The sequence below is a fragment of the Stenotrophomonas sp. TWI809 genome (genome assembly GCF_039673205.1).
Taxonomy (GTDB): domain Bacteria; phylum Pseudomonadota; class Gammaproteobacteria; order Xanthomonadales; family Xanthomonadaceae; genus Stenotrophomonas.
In genome coordinates this window covers 132502-145817 of sequence record NZ_JBDJLE010000010.1, presented here as the reverse complement: position 1 = coordinate 145817, position 13316 = coordinate 132502, and the positions used below count along the sequence as shown (strand labels likewise).

General features: G+C 63.0%; 14 protein-coding genes and 1 tRNA gene. 13 read left to right on the top strand and 2 right to left on the bottom strand.

Going from position 1 to position 13316, the window contains the following annotated elements; translation table 11 throughout:
* Positions 1–96 precede the first annotated feature (96 nt).
* The 13 genes from ruvB (at position 97) to ABE472_RS10145 (ending at position 9712) form a co-directional block, all read left to right on the top strand.
* Entirely contained in the window at positions 97–1137 is a 1041-nt protein-coding gene (gene ruvB, locus ABE472_RS10205; RefSeq protein ID WP_121039149.1) for a Holliday junction branch migration DNA helicase RuvB, read from the top strand.
* Entirely contained in the window at positions 1127–1570 is a 444-nt protein-coding gene (gene ybgC / locus ABE472_RS10200; protein WP_313219724.1) for a tol-pal system-associated acyl-CoA thioesterase, read from the top strand. The genes ruvB and ybgC overlap by 11 nt, the downstream gene beginning before the upstream one ends.
* A 10-nt stretch (positions 1571–1580) precedes the next feature.
* Complete coding sequence (gene tolQ, locus ABE472_RS10195) at positions 1581–2360, top strand: protein TolQ (protein WP_346463210.1); 780 nt, start codon at positions 1581–1583, stop codon at positions 2358–2360.
* Positions 2361–2383: 23 nt separating this feature from the next.
* Positions 2384–2812, top strand: coding sequence for a protein TolR (gene tolR / locus ABE472_RS10190; RefSeq protein WP_019185220.1), 429 nt, complete (start codon positions 2384–2386; stop codon positions 2810–2812).
* Positions 2802–3860 carry a cell envelope integrity protein TolA gene (gene tolA, locus ABE472_RS10185; RefSeq protein WP_313210418.1) on the top strand — a complete coding sequence of 353 codons (1059 nt, stop codon included), beginning with the start codon at positions 2802–2804 and terminating at the stop codon, positions 3858–3860. The genes tolR and tolA overlap by 11 nt, the downstream gene beginning before the upstream one ends.
* Positions 3861–4072: 212 nt before the next feature.
* Complete coding sequence (gene tolB, locus ABE472_RS10180) at positions 4073–5392, top strand: Tol-Pal system beta propeller repeat protein TolB (RefSeq protein ID WP_046272625.1); 1320 nt, start codon at positions 4073–4075, stop codon at positions 5390–5392.
* Positions 5393–5456: 64 nt separating this feature from the next.
* Positions 5457–5972 carry a peptidoglycan-associated lipoprotein Pal gene (gene pal / locus ABE472_RS10175; protein ID WP_121039134.1) on the top strand — a complete coding sequence of 172 codons (516 nt, stop codon included), beginning with the start codon at positions 5457–5459 and terminating at the stop codon, positions 5970–5972.
* Between the two features lie 3 nt (positions 5973–5975).
* Positions 5976–6782: a tol-pal system protein YbgF gene (gene ybgF / locus ABE472_RS10170; RefSeq protein ID WP_313210423.1), complete on the top strand. Its 807-nt coding sequence runs from the start codon at positions 5976–5978 to the stop codon at positions 6780–6782.
* A gap of 132 nt (positions 6783–6914) precedes the next feature.
* Positions 6915–7613, top strand: coding sequence for a 7-carboxy-7-deazaguanine synthase QueE (gene queE, locus ABE472_RS10165; RefSeq protein WP_346466126.1), 699 nt, complete (start codon positions 6915–6917; stop codon positions 7611–7613).
* 114 nt (positions 7614–7727) lie between these two features.
* Positions 7728–8393, top strand: a complete 666-nt coding sequence (gene queC / locus ABE472_RS10160; protein ID WP_121039125.1) for a 7-cyano-7-deazaguanine synthase QueC — start codon at positions 7728–7730, stop codon at positions 8391–8393.
* 72 nt (positions 8394–8465) lie between these two features.
* Positions 8466–8541, top strand: a tRNA-Lys gene (locus ABE472_RS10155).
* 137 nt (positions 8542–8678) lie between these two features.
* A complete protein-coding gene (locus ABE472_RS10150) occupies positions 8679–9386 on the top strand; it encodes a TIGR04255 family protein (RefSeq protein ID WP_346466125.1) in 708 nt (235 codons plus the stop codon).
* Positions 9386–9712 (top strand): hypothetical protein, encoded by a 327-nt coding sequence (locus ABE472_RS10145; protein WP_346466124.1) that lies wholly within the window; start codon positions 9386–9388, stop codon positions 9710–9712. The genes ABE472_RS10150 and ABE472_RS10145 overlap by 1 nt, the downstream gene beginning before the upstream one ends.
* A gap of 417 nt (positions 9713–10129) precedes the next feature.
* Here ABE472_RS10145 and ABE472_RS10140 read toward each other — a convergent pair whose 3' ends face one another.
* Both ABE472_RS10140 and ABE472_RS10135 read right to left on the bottom strand, forming a co-directional pair.
* Positions 10130–10966, bottom strand: coding sequence for an integrase (locus ABE472_RS10140; protein WP_346466123.1), 837 nt, complete (start codon positions 10964–10966; stop codon positions 10130–10132).
* 112 nt (positions 10967–11078) lie between these two features.
* Positions 11079–12164, bottom strand: a complete 1086-nt coding sequence (locus tag ABE472_RS10135; RefSeq protein ID WP_346466122.1) for a hypothetical protein — start codon at positions 12162–12164, stop codon at positions 11079–11081.
* Positions 12165–13316 lie beyond the last annotated feature (1152 nt).

Sequence of the window (13316 nt, the reverse complement as noted above, 5' to 3'; positions counted from 1 at the left end):
GGCCGGCTCCCCATGACTCCTGCATCGTGCGGAGCCGGCCAGCGGCCGGCACTACCGGGGCGCGGATCACGCCCCTTTTTGCCGCATAATCGCGGGATGACCGACGACCGCATTATCGCCGCCGGTGCCACCCGCGAAGACGAGGGCACCGACGCCAGCATCCGCCCCAAGCGCATGGCCGATTACCTCGGCCAGGCGCCAGTGCGCGAGCAGCTGTCGATCTACATCGAGGCGACCAAGGCCCGTGGCGACGCACTCGACCACGTGCTGATCTTCGGGCCGCCGGGACTGGGCAAGACCACCCTGAGCCATGTGATCGCCAACGAGCTGGGGGTCGCGCTGCGCGTCACCTCCGGCCCGGTGATCGAAAAGGCCGGTGACCTGGCCGCGCTGCTGACCAATCTGCAGCCGCACGATGTGCTGTTCATCGATGAAATCCACCGCCTTTCGCCGGTCGTGGAGGAAGTGCTGTACCCGGCGATGGAAGATTTCCAGATCGACATCATGATCGGTGAGGGCCCTGCGGCCCGCTCGATCAAGATCGATCTGCCGCCGTTCACCCTGATTGGTGCGACCACCCGGGCAGGCCTGCTGACCGCGCCGCTGCGCGACCGCTTCGGCATCGTGCACCGGCTGGAGTTCTACACCCCGGAAGAGCTGACGAAGATCGTCCGGCGTTCGGCCAGCATCCTCAACATCGACTGCACCGCCGAAGGCGCGGCCGAGATCGCACGGCGCTCGCGCGGCACCCCGCGTATCGCCAACCGGCTGCTGCGCCGCGTGCGCGACTTCGCCCAGGTGAAGGCGGCCGGCCACATCGATCAGGACGTGGCCCAGGCCGCGATGCAGATGCTCAAGGTCGATCCGGAGGGCTTCGACGAGCTGGATCGGCGCCTGCTGCGGACCATGGTCGATTACTTTGATGGTGGCCCGGTCGGCATCGAGTCGCTGGCGGCGGCGCTGTCCGAAGAACGTGGCACGCTGGAAGACGTGGTCGAGCCGTACCTGATCCAGCAGGGCTTCCTGATCCGCACCGCGCGGGGGCGCATGTGCACGCACAAGGCCTACCGGCACATGGGGCTGAAGCCGAAGAACCCCCCGGCGGACCTGTTCGCGGAGGTCCCGGATGTCGGTTGAGCCCCGGGTTGAGCCCCGATTCAGTTGGCCGACACGCATTTACTGGGAAGATACCGACGCTGGCGGGGTGGTGTACCACGCCCGCTACGTGGCCTTCATGGAACGGGCGCGCACGGAATGGATGCGCGCATTGGGGTATGGTCAGGAGCGGATGCGCTGCGACCACGGCCTGGTGTTCGCGGTGCGCAGCATGACCATGGATTTCCTCAAACCGGCGCGCCTGGATGATGCGCTGGATGTCACCGCCACGCTGGTGCAGTGCAAGCGCGCCAGCATGGTATTCGCGCAGGCCGTGTGCCGGGGCGGGGAAACACTGCTGACCGCGCAGGTGAAGATCGCCGCGCTGGATGCAACCACCTTCAAACCGCGTGGCATGGACGATGCACTGCATGCCGCGCTGAAACACCTCGAATTTCCAGAATCCGCATACTGAGGAACAACGGATGATCGCAATGCTCCTGGCCCTGCAGGCCACGGTGACCGAAGCGCTGCCGCAGGAAGTCACCAGCGCCGCGGCGCAGACTGTCGCCCAAGCCGCGCATGGCGGTGGCATCAATTACCTGGACCTGATGATCAAGGCCAGCATCCCGGTGAAGATCATCGTGCTGCTGCTGTTGGCCGGCTCGTTCATCAGCTGGGTGATCATCTTCCGCAAGGCACGCGTGTTCAACGCCGCCAACCGCGCCGCCGACGAGTTCGAAAGCCGCTTCTGGTCCGGTGCGGACCTGGGCAAGCTGTACAGCTCGGCGACCGACCGCAACCGCCAGGTCGGCGGCCTGGAAGCGATCTTCGAATCGGGCTTCCGCGAGTTCACGCGCCTGCGCGACAAGCGTCGCCTGGATGGCCGTGCCCAGCTTGAGGGCGCCCAGCGCGCCATGCGCACCACCTACACCCGTGAAGTGGACCAGATGGAGCGCAGCCTGGAGCTGCTGGCCAACATCGGCTCGACCGCCCCGTACGTGGGCCTGGTCGGCACCGTGTTCGGCATCATGGTGACCATGCACGACATGATCAACAGCGGCGAACAGGCCGGCATCGCCTCGGTCGCCCCGGGTATCTCCGAAGCCCTGTTCGCCACCGCGATCGGCCTGTTCGTGGCGATCCCGGCGGTATGGGCCTACAACCGCTTCACCACCCGCGTGGAGCGCATGTCGGTGCGCTTTGAAACCTTCGCAGAAGAGTTCAGCTCGATCCTGCAGCGTCAGACCGCGGGCGACGAGTAAGCGCCCAGCACAGGAGTCCTGCCATGACCGCAGCCATTGGCCGCCGCAAGCGCCGAAAGCTCAAATCCGAAATCAACGTCGTGCCGTACATCGACGTCATGCTGGTGCTGCTCATCATCTTCATGGTGACCGCGCCGCTGCTCACGCTGAGCTTTGAAGTGGATCTGCCGACCTCCCAGGCCAAGGCGCTGGAGAGCAAGCAGGATCCGGTGATCGTGTCCGTCCGCCTTGATGGCCAGCTCAGCCTGAAGCTGCCCGAGGCCAAGGATCCGGAACCGATGGATGCGGCCCGGCTGCAGGCCCAGCTGTCCGCGCTTTCTTCGCAGGACAAGAACCTGCGCGTGATCGTCGCCGCCGACAAGGCTGTGGCGTATGAGAAGGTGGTCGCGGCCATGGACGTGATCAAGCGCGCCAACGTGGAAAAGGTGGGCCTGGCGACCGATGCACGCTGAAGCCCTGCCACCGCAGCGTCAGCCTGAAGAGAAGTGGGGTCTGCCGATCGCGCTGGCGCTCGGTGTGCACCTGCTGCTGGCCCTGATCTTCATCGCCGCCTGGTTGTGGTCGCCGCAGCGCACCACCGAAGCGGCCGCCGGCGATCCGGCGATCGAGGCCAGCCTGCAGCTGTCCGCCTCGGAAGCCTCGGCCGCCCGCCAGGCCCTGCGGGCCTCCGAAACGCTGCCGGACCTGCCCGAGCCGGTCGCCGAGCCCGAGCCCATTCCGGAAGACACCGTGCCGCCACCGCAGCCCTTGCCCGAGCCGCGCCCGCAGGACGCACCGACGCCGCAGCAGTCGCAGGCGCAGGAGCGCATCGCCCAGCCCGACACGGTCGACCAGGAAGCGGTCAACGCGCTGGCGATCTCGGCGGAAAAGGCCAAGCAGGAGCAGGAAGCCAAGCGCCGCCAGGAACAGATCGACCTGACCGAGCGCAAGCGCCAGGAACAGGCCGAGCAGAAGCTGCGCCTGGCCAAGCAGCAGGAAGAAGCCGAGAAGAAGAAGCTGGCCGAGCAGGAACAGAAGGCCAACGACGCCAAGGCCGACGCCGAGCGCGACAAGAAACTCGCTGAAATCCGCCGCAAGCGGGCCCAGGCCGAGAACGAAGCCAAGCTGGCCGAACAGAAGCTGCGCCAGGTCACGGCCGCACGTGCGGCCAATGCCTCGGCCTCGACCGCCGGGGCGACCGGTGCCGCCAAGCCGGCCGCCGGTGCTGGTGGCACCAGTGACGATCTCAGTGCCAAGTACGCGGCGGCCATCCAGCAGAAGGTCTCGGCACAGTGGACCCGTCCGGATTCGGTCCCGCTGGGCCAGCGTTGCCAGGTCTCGATCACCCAGATTCCCGGTGGGCAGGTGATCCAGGCCAAGGTCAGCGGCAGCTGCCCGTTCGACGAGGCAGGCCGCCGTTCGATCGAGGCCGCCGTGTTGAATGCCCAGCCGTTGCCGTACCGCGGCTTCGAATCGGTGTTCGCGCGCACCATCAACTTCACGTTCACCGCCCAGGATTGACCCGGCAGGCCGCTGATCCCGCCGGATCAGCGGTCGTGGCAGCCGCGCGCCACCGGCCGCCGCGCAGGCCGGCGGCGCCTGGAGGGGTTAACGGTGTGTGAGTTTTGTGCACCCGGTGACTCGGAATTCACACGGCCTTGGTTCATGATTGCGAAACTGTTCACCGCGGTCCTGTTATCCCTCGTTCTGGTTTCCCCCCTATTGAGCGCTCCATGAAAAAAATGCCTCGTTGGCTTGCCGTTGTTGCGGCCCTGTTGTTGCCCTTCGCTGCCATGGCGCAGCAGAAGGGGCTGGATATCGACATCATTGGCGGCAATGCCTCCGCCACGCCGATCACCGTCGTCCCCATGCCGTATCAGGGGTCGGCCGGTGCACCGCAGACCGATGTGGCCGCCGTGGTGCGTGCCGACCTGGACCGTTCCGGCCAGTTCCGCAATCTGCCGGAAGCCCAGATCGTCGAAAAGCCGACCCGTGGCAGCGAGATCCAGTTCGCCACCTGGCGCGCGCTGAAGCAGAACTACATCGTGGTCGGCCGGGTGATGGACGCCGGCGCTGGCGCCTACCGCGTCGAGTACGAGTTGTACGACGTGCCCAAGGGCGAGCGCCTGCTGGGCCTGGCGATGACCGCCCGTGGCAACGCCATGCGCGATGTCGCCCACCAGATGGCCGACGCCATCTATGAAAAGATCACCGGTGTGCGCGGCGCCTTCTGGACCCGCATTGCCTATGTCACCGCCAGCGGCAAGGGCGATGCCATGCGTTATGCACTGATGGTGGCCGATTCGGACGGCTTCAACCCGCAGACCATCGTGCGCTCGGCCGAGCCGCTGCTCTCGCCGAGCTGGAGCCCGGACGGCAACAAGCTGGCCTATGTGAGCTTCGAGCGCGGCAACTCGGCGATCTACATCCAGAACATCTCCAGCGGTGCCCGTGAGCTGGTCACCAGCTTCCGCGGCATCAACAGCGCCCCGTCGTTCTCGCCGGATGGCCGCCGCCTGGCCCTGTCGCTGTCGCGCAGCGGCAACCCGGAAATCTACGTGATGGACCTGGGCAGCAAGCAGCTGACCCAGCTGACCAACCACTTCGCCATCGATACCGAGCCGACCTGGAGCCCGGATGGCAGCAGCGTCTACTTCACCTCCGACCGTGGCGGCCGCCCGCAGATCTACCAGGTGGCTTCCAGCGGTGGCAGCGCGTCGCGCGTGACCTTCCAGGGCAACTACAACGCCACCCCGAGCCTGTCCTACGACGGCAAGAAGCTGGTGGTCGCCCAGGGCAGCGGCAACACCTACAAGATCGCGATGATGGACAGCAGCACGGGCTCGGCCCGCTGGAACACGCTGTCGCCAGGGTCGCTGGATGAATCGCCGAGCTTCGCGCCCAACGCGAGCATGGTGTTGTACGCCGCCCGTGAGGGGGGTCGTGGAGTGTTGTACGCCGTTTCGGCCGATGCGCGCGTGCGCCAGCGGCTGGTTCTGGCGGACGGTGATGTTCGCGAGCCTTCTTGGTCGCCATACCGTACAAAGCGCTAACAGAGTGTTAAGATTTCGCCGTATTCATCCCTCATCCGGCTTTAGGAGCCTCAAAGGTATCGCCATGAACAAGACCACCCGCGTTCTGCTTGTCTCCCTGTTGTCCGTGGCCGCCCTGGCCGGTTGTTCCAAGAAGGTCAAGGAAGTGCCGGCTGCCCCGGTTGATACCGGCAGCACCACCGCTCCGACCGGCCCGTCCACCTCGGGTCTGTACGGTCCGGGTGATCTGGATACCGATTCCTGCCTGCGCCAGCGCGTGGTCTACTTCGATCTGGACCAGGACAGCGTCAAGCCGGAGTTCCAGGCCATCATGGCGTGCCACGCCAAGTACCTGCGTGACCGTCCGTCCTCGCGCATGACCCTGCAGGGCCACACCGATGAGCGCGGTTCGCGCGCTTACAACCAGGCCCTGGGCGAGCGTCGTGGCAACGGCGTGTCCTCGGCACTGCAGGCCAACGGTGGTTCGGCTTCGCAGCTGACCGTCGTGTCCTACGGTGAAGAGCGTCCGGTCTGCACCGAGTCGGGCGAGTCCTGCTGGTCGCAGAACCGTCGCGTCGAGATCGTGTACACGGCTCAGTAATAGATGCGCTTTCGATTTCTATCGATGATCGTTGCGGCAGCCCTCGTGGCTGCCGCACCGGCCAATGCGCAGCGCCAGAGTCTGGCCGACCGCGTCGGCGCGCTTGAGCAGCAGGCGAACAACAACCAGTCCAACATGGACATGCTCAATCAGCTGAATCAGCTGCGTACCCAGTTGCAGGCCCTGCAGTCGCAGGTCGAGCAGCTGCAGCACGACAATGACCAGCTCAAGCAGTCCGCCAAGGACCAGTATCTGGACCTGGACAGCCGCCTGAACCGCCTGGAAGGTGGAGCCCCCGTGCTTCCTGCCGCCCCGGCCGCAGCCGCGCCTGCCCCCGCTGCATCCCCGAAACCGGCAACGGCCGCTTCCGAGCGGCCGCCAAGCGTGCACGGCGATGCCGGCAGCCTGGCCGCCAGTGGCGATGAACGCACCGCCTACAATGTCGCCTTCGATGCGCTCAAGGCCGGCAAGTACGACGACTCGGCGCAGCTGTTCATGAGCTTCCTTGAGCTGTACCCCAACGGCGTCTATACCCCCAACGCGCTGTACTGGTTGGGCGAAAGCTATTACGCCACCCGTAATTTCCCGCTGGCTGAGGCGCAGTTCCGCGACCTCATCTCGCGCTACCCGACCCATGACAAGGCGTCCGGTGGCCTGCTCAAGATCGGCCTTTCCCAGTATGGCGAAGGCAAGGTCGACCAGGCCCAGGCGACCCTCGAACAGGTCGTGTCCACGTATCCCGGCTCCGACGCCGCGCGCACCGCGCAGGACCGTCTGCAGTCGATCCGGCTGGGTCAACAGATCCGCTGAACCCGCCCCGGGCCGCTGTTGCGGACGGGCCCGGTATAATGATGGATTGCCAACCGGGCGCTGCCCGGTCCTCCGTGCCGGGCCATGCCCGGCTGTTGTCGTTTCCGAAGCCGTCCGCCAAGAATCACCGCCATGACCACGACCCTGTCCGCTGCTGCCGCACTCCCCAGTGAGATCGTGCAGTCCCCGCTGCCGCGACTGAAGATCACCGAGATCTTCCTGTCCCTGCAGGGCGAAGCCGATACCGCCGGCTGGCCGACCGTGTTCGTGCGCCTGACCGGCTGCCCGTTGCGCTGCACCTATTGCGATACCGCCTACGCCTTCCATGGCGGCACCTGGTGGGACATCGACGCGATCGTGGACGAGGTGCTCGCCCAAGGCGTTCACCACGTCTGCGTGACCGGTGGCGAGCCGCTCGCGCAGAAGCGCTGCCTGATGCTGCTGGAGAAGCTCTGCGATGCCGGCCTGGACGTCTCGCTGGAAACCTCGGGTGCGCTGGATGTCAGCGCCGTCGATCCGCGCGTGTCGCGCGTGGTCGACCTGAAAACCCCCGGCTCCGGCGAAATGGCCCGCAACCGCCTGGAGAACCTGCCGCTGCTGACCAAGCGCGACCAGATCAAGTTCGTCCTGTGCAGCCGTGAGGATTACGAATGGGCCCGCGGCATGGTCCGCGAGCATCGCCTCAACGAGCGCAGCATGGTGCTGTTCTCGCCGAGCAAGAGCGAGGTCAGCCCGCGCGAGCTGGCCGACTGGATCGTGGCTGATCGGCTGCCGGTGCGATTCCAGATGCAGCTGCACAAGCTGTTGTGGAATGACGAACCCGGGAGGTAACGGCGGCTGCAGCGCTACGGCGCTGCGCTTGCCATCGACCAGGCCTCACCATCAGTAAAGACGTCCGGCGCGGGACAGCGTGCTGGTTCCCCGCAAACCACCGGAAACACCCCCATGAAAAAAGCAGTCGTCCTTCTGTCCGGCGGCATGGACTCCGCCGCCGTCGTTGCCATCGCCCGCGAGCAGGGTTTTGCCGTCCACGCCCTGAGCGTGCGCTACGGCCAGCGCCACACCTCCGAACTCGACGCCGCCGCCGCCGTCGCCAGCGCGCTGGGCGCGGTCGCCCACAAGACCGTCAATGTCGACCTGCGCAGCATCGGCGGCTCGGCCCTGACCGATGACATCGACGTTCCTGAAGCGGGCGGGGAGGGAATCCCGGTCACCTACGTGCCGGCGCGCAATACCATCATGCTGTCCGTCGCACTCGGCTGGGCCGAGGTGCTGGGCGCCAACGACATCTTCTGCGGCGTCAACGCGGTGGATTATTCCGGTTACCCGGATTGCCGCCCCGAATTCATCCAGGCCTTCCAGACGCTGGCCAACCTGGCCACCAAGGCGGGCGTGGAAGGTGCGGGCATCCAGGTCCACGCGCCGCTGCAGTTCCTGAGCAAGGCCGATATCGTGCGTGAAGGCGTTCGCCTGGGCGTGGACTTCGGCCTGACCGTGTCCTGCTACAACGCCGACGACCAGGGCCGCGCCTGCGGGCACTGCGATGCCTGCCGCCTGCGCGCGCAGGGCTTCACCGATGCCGGCGTGCCGGACCCGACCCACTACGTGTGATGCGGGACGGGTACGCATGAGCGCGAAGATGCGTTAGAATGCGCACCCCCGGCGTCACGTCGGGGATGCAATGGGCCGTTAGCTCAGTTGGTAGAGCAGAAGACTTTTAATCTTTTGGTCGATGGTTCGAATCCATCACGGCCCACCATTGCAATCAATACCTTAGAGCGTGCTTTCCACCGCTCCCTACTGCTCTCCGTAATTTGCTCCGTAATTGGGGCGCATTTTGCTGCATTCTTGTCATACCTTTCGGTATGCTTCGGCCACTGAACTGTGGAGATCAACGTGGATAAGGTACTGCCGAGAAGGTTGGGGGCAGAGCCAGTCGTTGACGCGATTTGCGAAATCCGCTTCGAGAAGTCCAGCTTTGACATCGTTGGCCTGTTGCCGGGTCTGCTGATGGATCGACTGGGTCCAGTTGACGAGGTCCTCAAACTGCCCGCTGGCCACGTTCCGGCAGGAATTGAAATAGGAGACCTCGCAGAGCAGCCTCACGTTCGTGTGCGAGTTGGTCGTATATTTGTGTCAGTGGGGCCGCGCGTCCTCGCCGTGGCGATGCCGGATCCGTACCCCGGTTGGGCTGTTTTCCGTGAGGCGGCGTTGAACGTCTTCAACCTGAGCCGCGAAAAGAAACTTGTTGAGCTGGTCTCGCGTGTTTCAGTGCGATACACAGACCTCATCCAAACGGGGCAGTTTGGTCAATTGCGAGCGGAATTGAGTTTGGGTGGCGTTTCAACGTTTGATGCCGTCGAGATCCGGGCCGATCGCAAAGTGGACGGTGTCAGAGTCATCAACACGATTGCCTCACCTGCCTCGCTAGGCGACGGTCGATCTGGATTGGTGGTAGACACTGATACCATCATTGACGGTCCAGAGGACTTTTGGAATCGGGCCGCAGAGCACTTGGATAGGCTTCACACGGTGAGCAAGGAGGTCTTCTTCAGCATGATCAATGAAGACACCCTAAATTCTCTTAGGCCGGAGTACGACTGATGAATGGAAGCTATGTATCGCTCGCGGGGTTGAGGGGCACGGCGCCCTTTGCAATTCCCGCGCTGTTTTTGGCGCTCTCTGGAGGGCCGCACGCGATCAGCGTAGACCAGGCGTCTTCTTCCGGTCAGCTGGGGTGGAGGACTGCCGCCAGCTCGCAGACGGTGCAGACAAAGAGGTTCTCGCCGGGCGCGGTAAGGGCTTTCGTTCCCAAGACAGCAATGGGTAAGTCGCTGCACGAGCTTAGGAAGAAAATTCTTCAGGCTGGCGGTGCGCGACCTGCATCCTCGCTTCTTGCTGAAATTAGGGAGCAGCGGGGCGAAATATGAGCGCTAGGCCGCGCGTCTATGTTGACTCCTGCGTCTTGATACTTGCGGCACAGGCAGCGGAAGATGAAATCGCTATCCAAGCGATGGAAGAGCTTGATCGCCCTGACGTAGAGTACGTTTTCACTGCCCTCGTCGAGCACGAAGTTCTTCCTAGCCCGATGCGAAACGGCTATCCAGACCAAGTCGAGTTTTACCGCCAATACCTGGACTTTGCCACGAGGGTATATTGCGACGAGGAAGAGCAGCAGGCGGCATTTACGCTTCGAATGGAAAGCGTCGGTCTCGCGCTGGTGGATGCCTATCACCTAAGTGCGGCAGCGAAGGCAGGGGCTCAAGAATTTGTTACGGCAGAGGGGCCGACGAAGCCCATGGTCTCTAATACTCCCCCCTCTGTGCGGCCCATGATAGTGCGGACGATTAGGACGTAGTTTTGCCTGATGGTCTTACATGGGGCACGCTTTTGTCATAGACCTTCATCATCGCGTCGCTTACGCCCAAGGCATCTTGCCTTTCAGCACGATTACCTTCCGTGTCAGTGCCGCCCTTTCGCTTCAGGTCGTGGATGCCGAAGCGCTGATCTTCCCGAATGACGCCCTCCCGAAGCGCCAACTGAATGAATCGCTGCCATGCACTATCCAGGCTGGACTTCTGGACGGGCTCGCCATGTTGCGCAAGGATCAAGACGCGGTGCTCTGCGCGAAGTTGCACAGGCAGCGCGTGGCGATCGACAACCGTTTGGCGCAGCGCTATCGCCGCCTCCCAGGTCGCCCTAAGGCGCGGCGACCATTCGACCGGGCTGTCACGACTACGTTTCCGTCGATTGGTATGCAGGCCTTCTTCATGCGCGTGTGCGTCGGTCAGGGTGATTGTCTCGACGCCGCGCAGCCTGCACAGGTAGCCGATCTCCATCACGATCCATAGATAGGGCGGGACGGAGCCCTCAGTGTGCGAGCCGCGTGTTCCCCGCTCGCGAGCGAAGGCCAAGAGTGCGTCATAAGCGGCATCCGTCGGTAGCCTCTGCCGTTTTCTCTCCTGTGCGGATTCAAGGCCTTGTGCTGGGTTGTGTGGAATAAGACCCCTGTTCAGCGCCCAACGAAACCCTACGCGCGGGTAACGCAGCACCTTGTTCGCTTTTGTCGGCGTGCCGTCAGCCTCGATGCGATCGACAAGGCGCTGGAAGTTGGAATGACGGAGTCGCGCCACCTGCAGCTGCCCGAACTTGACGCCCAGGGAGGTCGGAAAGCTGAGTATCACATCGCGGGCTTGGCTGTAGTCGTCGCGGGTTCCTTTGGCGAGATTCTTAAACTTGGGGCTGTCGTGGTACTGGTCGCAGGCCCATTGGACAGTTCCGACTCGGTGTTGGCTATCACTCCTCCTCCAAGCTGATTTCGGCAAGAGAGTGCGTGGGATGGTTGCCGGTCCGGAGTTGAAATAGGAGGAAGAGGCCTTTCGGCATAGGAAGTCCCGTCTCATAGTCAGCCCACCGTTGCTCTGAGACGAATATCAACGCTGCCGCTTGAGCTTGCGTGAGCCCTGCTAAATCTCTTTGGTGAAGTACTTCCGATGTGGATGGTTCGCCATGGTGGCGCTTGGGCCACAACATGGGAGGGGCTCTGTTCTTCTGCGCGAGGCGGACGCGTACATCATCCCAGTCAAGCAGAAGGTGAATTTTTGAATCTTCTACACCGTCCTGGCGTATCCCAAGTCCTATCGCAGAGTCGTTGCCTGCTTCTTTGTACTCGTTGATCGCGTCGTCGATTAGTGTGCGAGCGGCTTCTATGAGTGGCGCAATGGTTCTCCTTGTTGCGATGTGAACTGATCCGATTTCTCTGACGCTTCCACGCGCAATTCGACGGATGTCAATCTTCTCAGGCTGGCCCAGGAGGGCGGACTTTTTGAAGTTCTTATCCATTTGAAGTGCTGCTTTCTTTAGGGTGAACTGCGTCCTGGTCGCCCATGATTCGCTCTCGCTAATGCCAGCATCATTAGACGAGTACCCATGAACCGCGGCGCCTTTGTGTTGCACATGATTTCGCAAGGCGCACATCATTCTGTAGTCAGGGCTTCGATCGTAGGCATCACTTAACTGCACCTTCGCAACTTCTTCAAAGGAGGTCTCAAGTGGAAGATGTCTGAAGTCCTGAACCACTTGGTCAGCGTAAGCGCGTAAGGAAGTGAGAAGGTTCACCATGTGGCGATTTGCTGTCTCAAGCAGTATCGAGGACTTCTGGTACTCGTGCTCAGGCATGATCTTTATCTGCAAACAGATCTCTGTGAGTGCCAGTTCTAATGTCGTGAAATTCCCTAGAAGTAGTTCGTACCGTTGTTCAAAGGCCAAGCCATCCACCAGAGTATTGCGGGCAGATGCCAGCGCGTCATATCTATTCTTCGAGATTGAAATCTTAGTGTGAGGTCCAAGGATGAATTGCTCAAGAATGTAGTTTCCTTGCATGCTCGGAGTGCTCCTGTATGAGGGTTGCGGACCTGGTAGTGCGCTATGGATTCAGTGGGCAAGGCGGTAAGTCGTGCGGAGTTGCGCGCCTGGTCGCGCGCTGACAGAGTCGCCCCAAATGCATGTTTGGGGAAGAATTACGTGACCGCAAATAGGTTGTAGCTCTCTGGGGCCGACATTAGGTCGCGGACCAGCTGGGGGAAGCCTAGTGTGTTAGCGTTTTGAGTTGGGAGCTGGACGAATCGGTCGCAAGTGGCTGAGCCATACCCCCTGCCGCTCGCCAGGGCCTTCGTGCGGCCTGCAGGTTGACGGGTCGGCCGTCCGATCCCCACACCAAGCCGGACTCGCCTTGTACCTCCGGGCGTCCCACGTAGGAAATCTGTGTTCGCCGGATTCGGGAGCCGCAGGCAGCTCAGCCCCGCTGCTGGGGCGCCTGATCAGCGCCCCGCTGGCACCGTCGCACCCTCTGAGACGCCTCGGCTTGTCCTGCGGGCATGGACACCCCAGACAAGCCCGACCTGGCCGACCGTCCGAATCCCACCAAGCTGAGGCCGAACCACGGCCAGCTGCTGGTGCGCGACACCTGAACCCCAGAGGAAAATCCGGCTGCCTCGTTGAAGGAGTCGGCCAGGCGCAAGGGCAGGGGACGGTCGAAGTGGTGGGAGAAGGTTGCCGAATGATGCGGTTTCTGCGCCCCTGGAGGTCCATAATTGGCCGAGTCCCAGCGCTGCGATCCAGCGGTTTCGCAAGCGGCGTCCGTAATTCAGAATGATGCATGTGCTTGTTTTGGCATGCCTTGGGACTAGACTTTTAATCTTTTGGTCGATGGTTCGAATCCATCACGGCCCACCATTGCATCCATGATTAAGGCGACGGCGAGGTCGCCTTTTTCATTCGCGGAAATGGGCGTGTCCGAAACCGCCGGCCGAGGCAGCAGCTGTCTGCATCGGGCAACACGTCGCGAAGATCCCCGGCCCACGTTGAGGCAGTGGTTGATGTCCGTTCGTCGCGTACGCGCGCACGCTGTCCGCACTGACCTTGAGCACGGCACGTGGCCATTTCGCAGGCGGCAACGCCGCCGCCCGGTCGACACGGACCGACGCGATGACGCTGCTGTTGGCGCTGCTGCAGGCCCCGCTTCCTTTGCCGGGG

Bases quoted from the DNA above. Each gene is read 5' to 3' on its own strand.
- tolR (WP_019185220.1), top strand. From the start codon at position 2,384: ATGACCGCAGCCATTGGCCGCCGCAAGCGCCGAAAGCTCAAATCCGAA.
- ybgC (WP_313219724.1), top strand. From the start codon at position 1,127: ATGTCGGTTGAGCCCCGGGTTGAGCCCCGATTCAGTTGGCCGACACGC.
- ABE472_RS10145 (WP_346466124.1), top strand. From the start codon at position 9,386: ATGAATGGAAGCTATGTATCGCTCGCGGGGTTGAGGGGCACGGCGCCC.
- tolA (WP_313210418.1), top strand. From the start codon at position 2,802: ATGCACGCTGAAGCCCTGCCACCGCAGCGTCAGCCTGAAGAGAAGTGG.
- ruvB (WP_121039149.1), top strand. From the start codon at position 97: ATGACCGACGACCGCATTATCGCCGCCGGTGCCACCCGCGAAGACGAG.
- tolB (WP_046272625.1), top strand. From the start codon at position 4,073: ATGAAAAAAATGCCTCGTTGGCTTGCCGTTGTTGCGGCCCTGTTGTTG.
- ABE472_RS10135 (WP_346466122.1), bottom strand. From the start codon at position 12,164: ATGCAAGGAAACTACATTCTTGAGCAATTCATCCTTGGACCTCACACT.
- tolQ (WP_346463210.1), top strand. From the start codon at position 1,581: ATGATCGCAATGCTCCTGGCCCTGCAGGCCACGGTGACCGAAGCGCTG.
- queE (WP_346466126.1), top strand. From the start codon at position 6,915: ATGACCACGACCCTGTCCGCTGCTGCCGCACTCCCCAGTGAGATCGTG.
- queC (WP_121039125.1), top strand. From the start codon at position 7,728: ATGAAAAAAGCAGTCGTCCTTCTGTCCGGCGGCATGGACTCCGCCGCC.
- ybgF (WP_313210423.1), top strand. From the start codon at position 5,976: ATGCGCTTTCGATTTCTATCGATGATCGTTGCGGCAGCCCTCGTGGCT.
- pal (WP_121039134.1), top strand. From the start codon at position 5,457: ATGAACAAGACCACCCGCGTTCTGCTTGTCTCCCTGTTGTCCGTGGCC.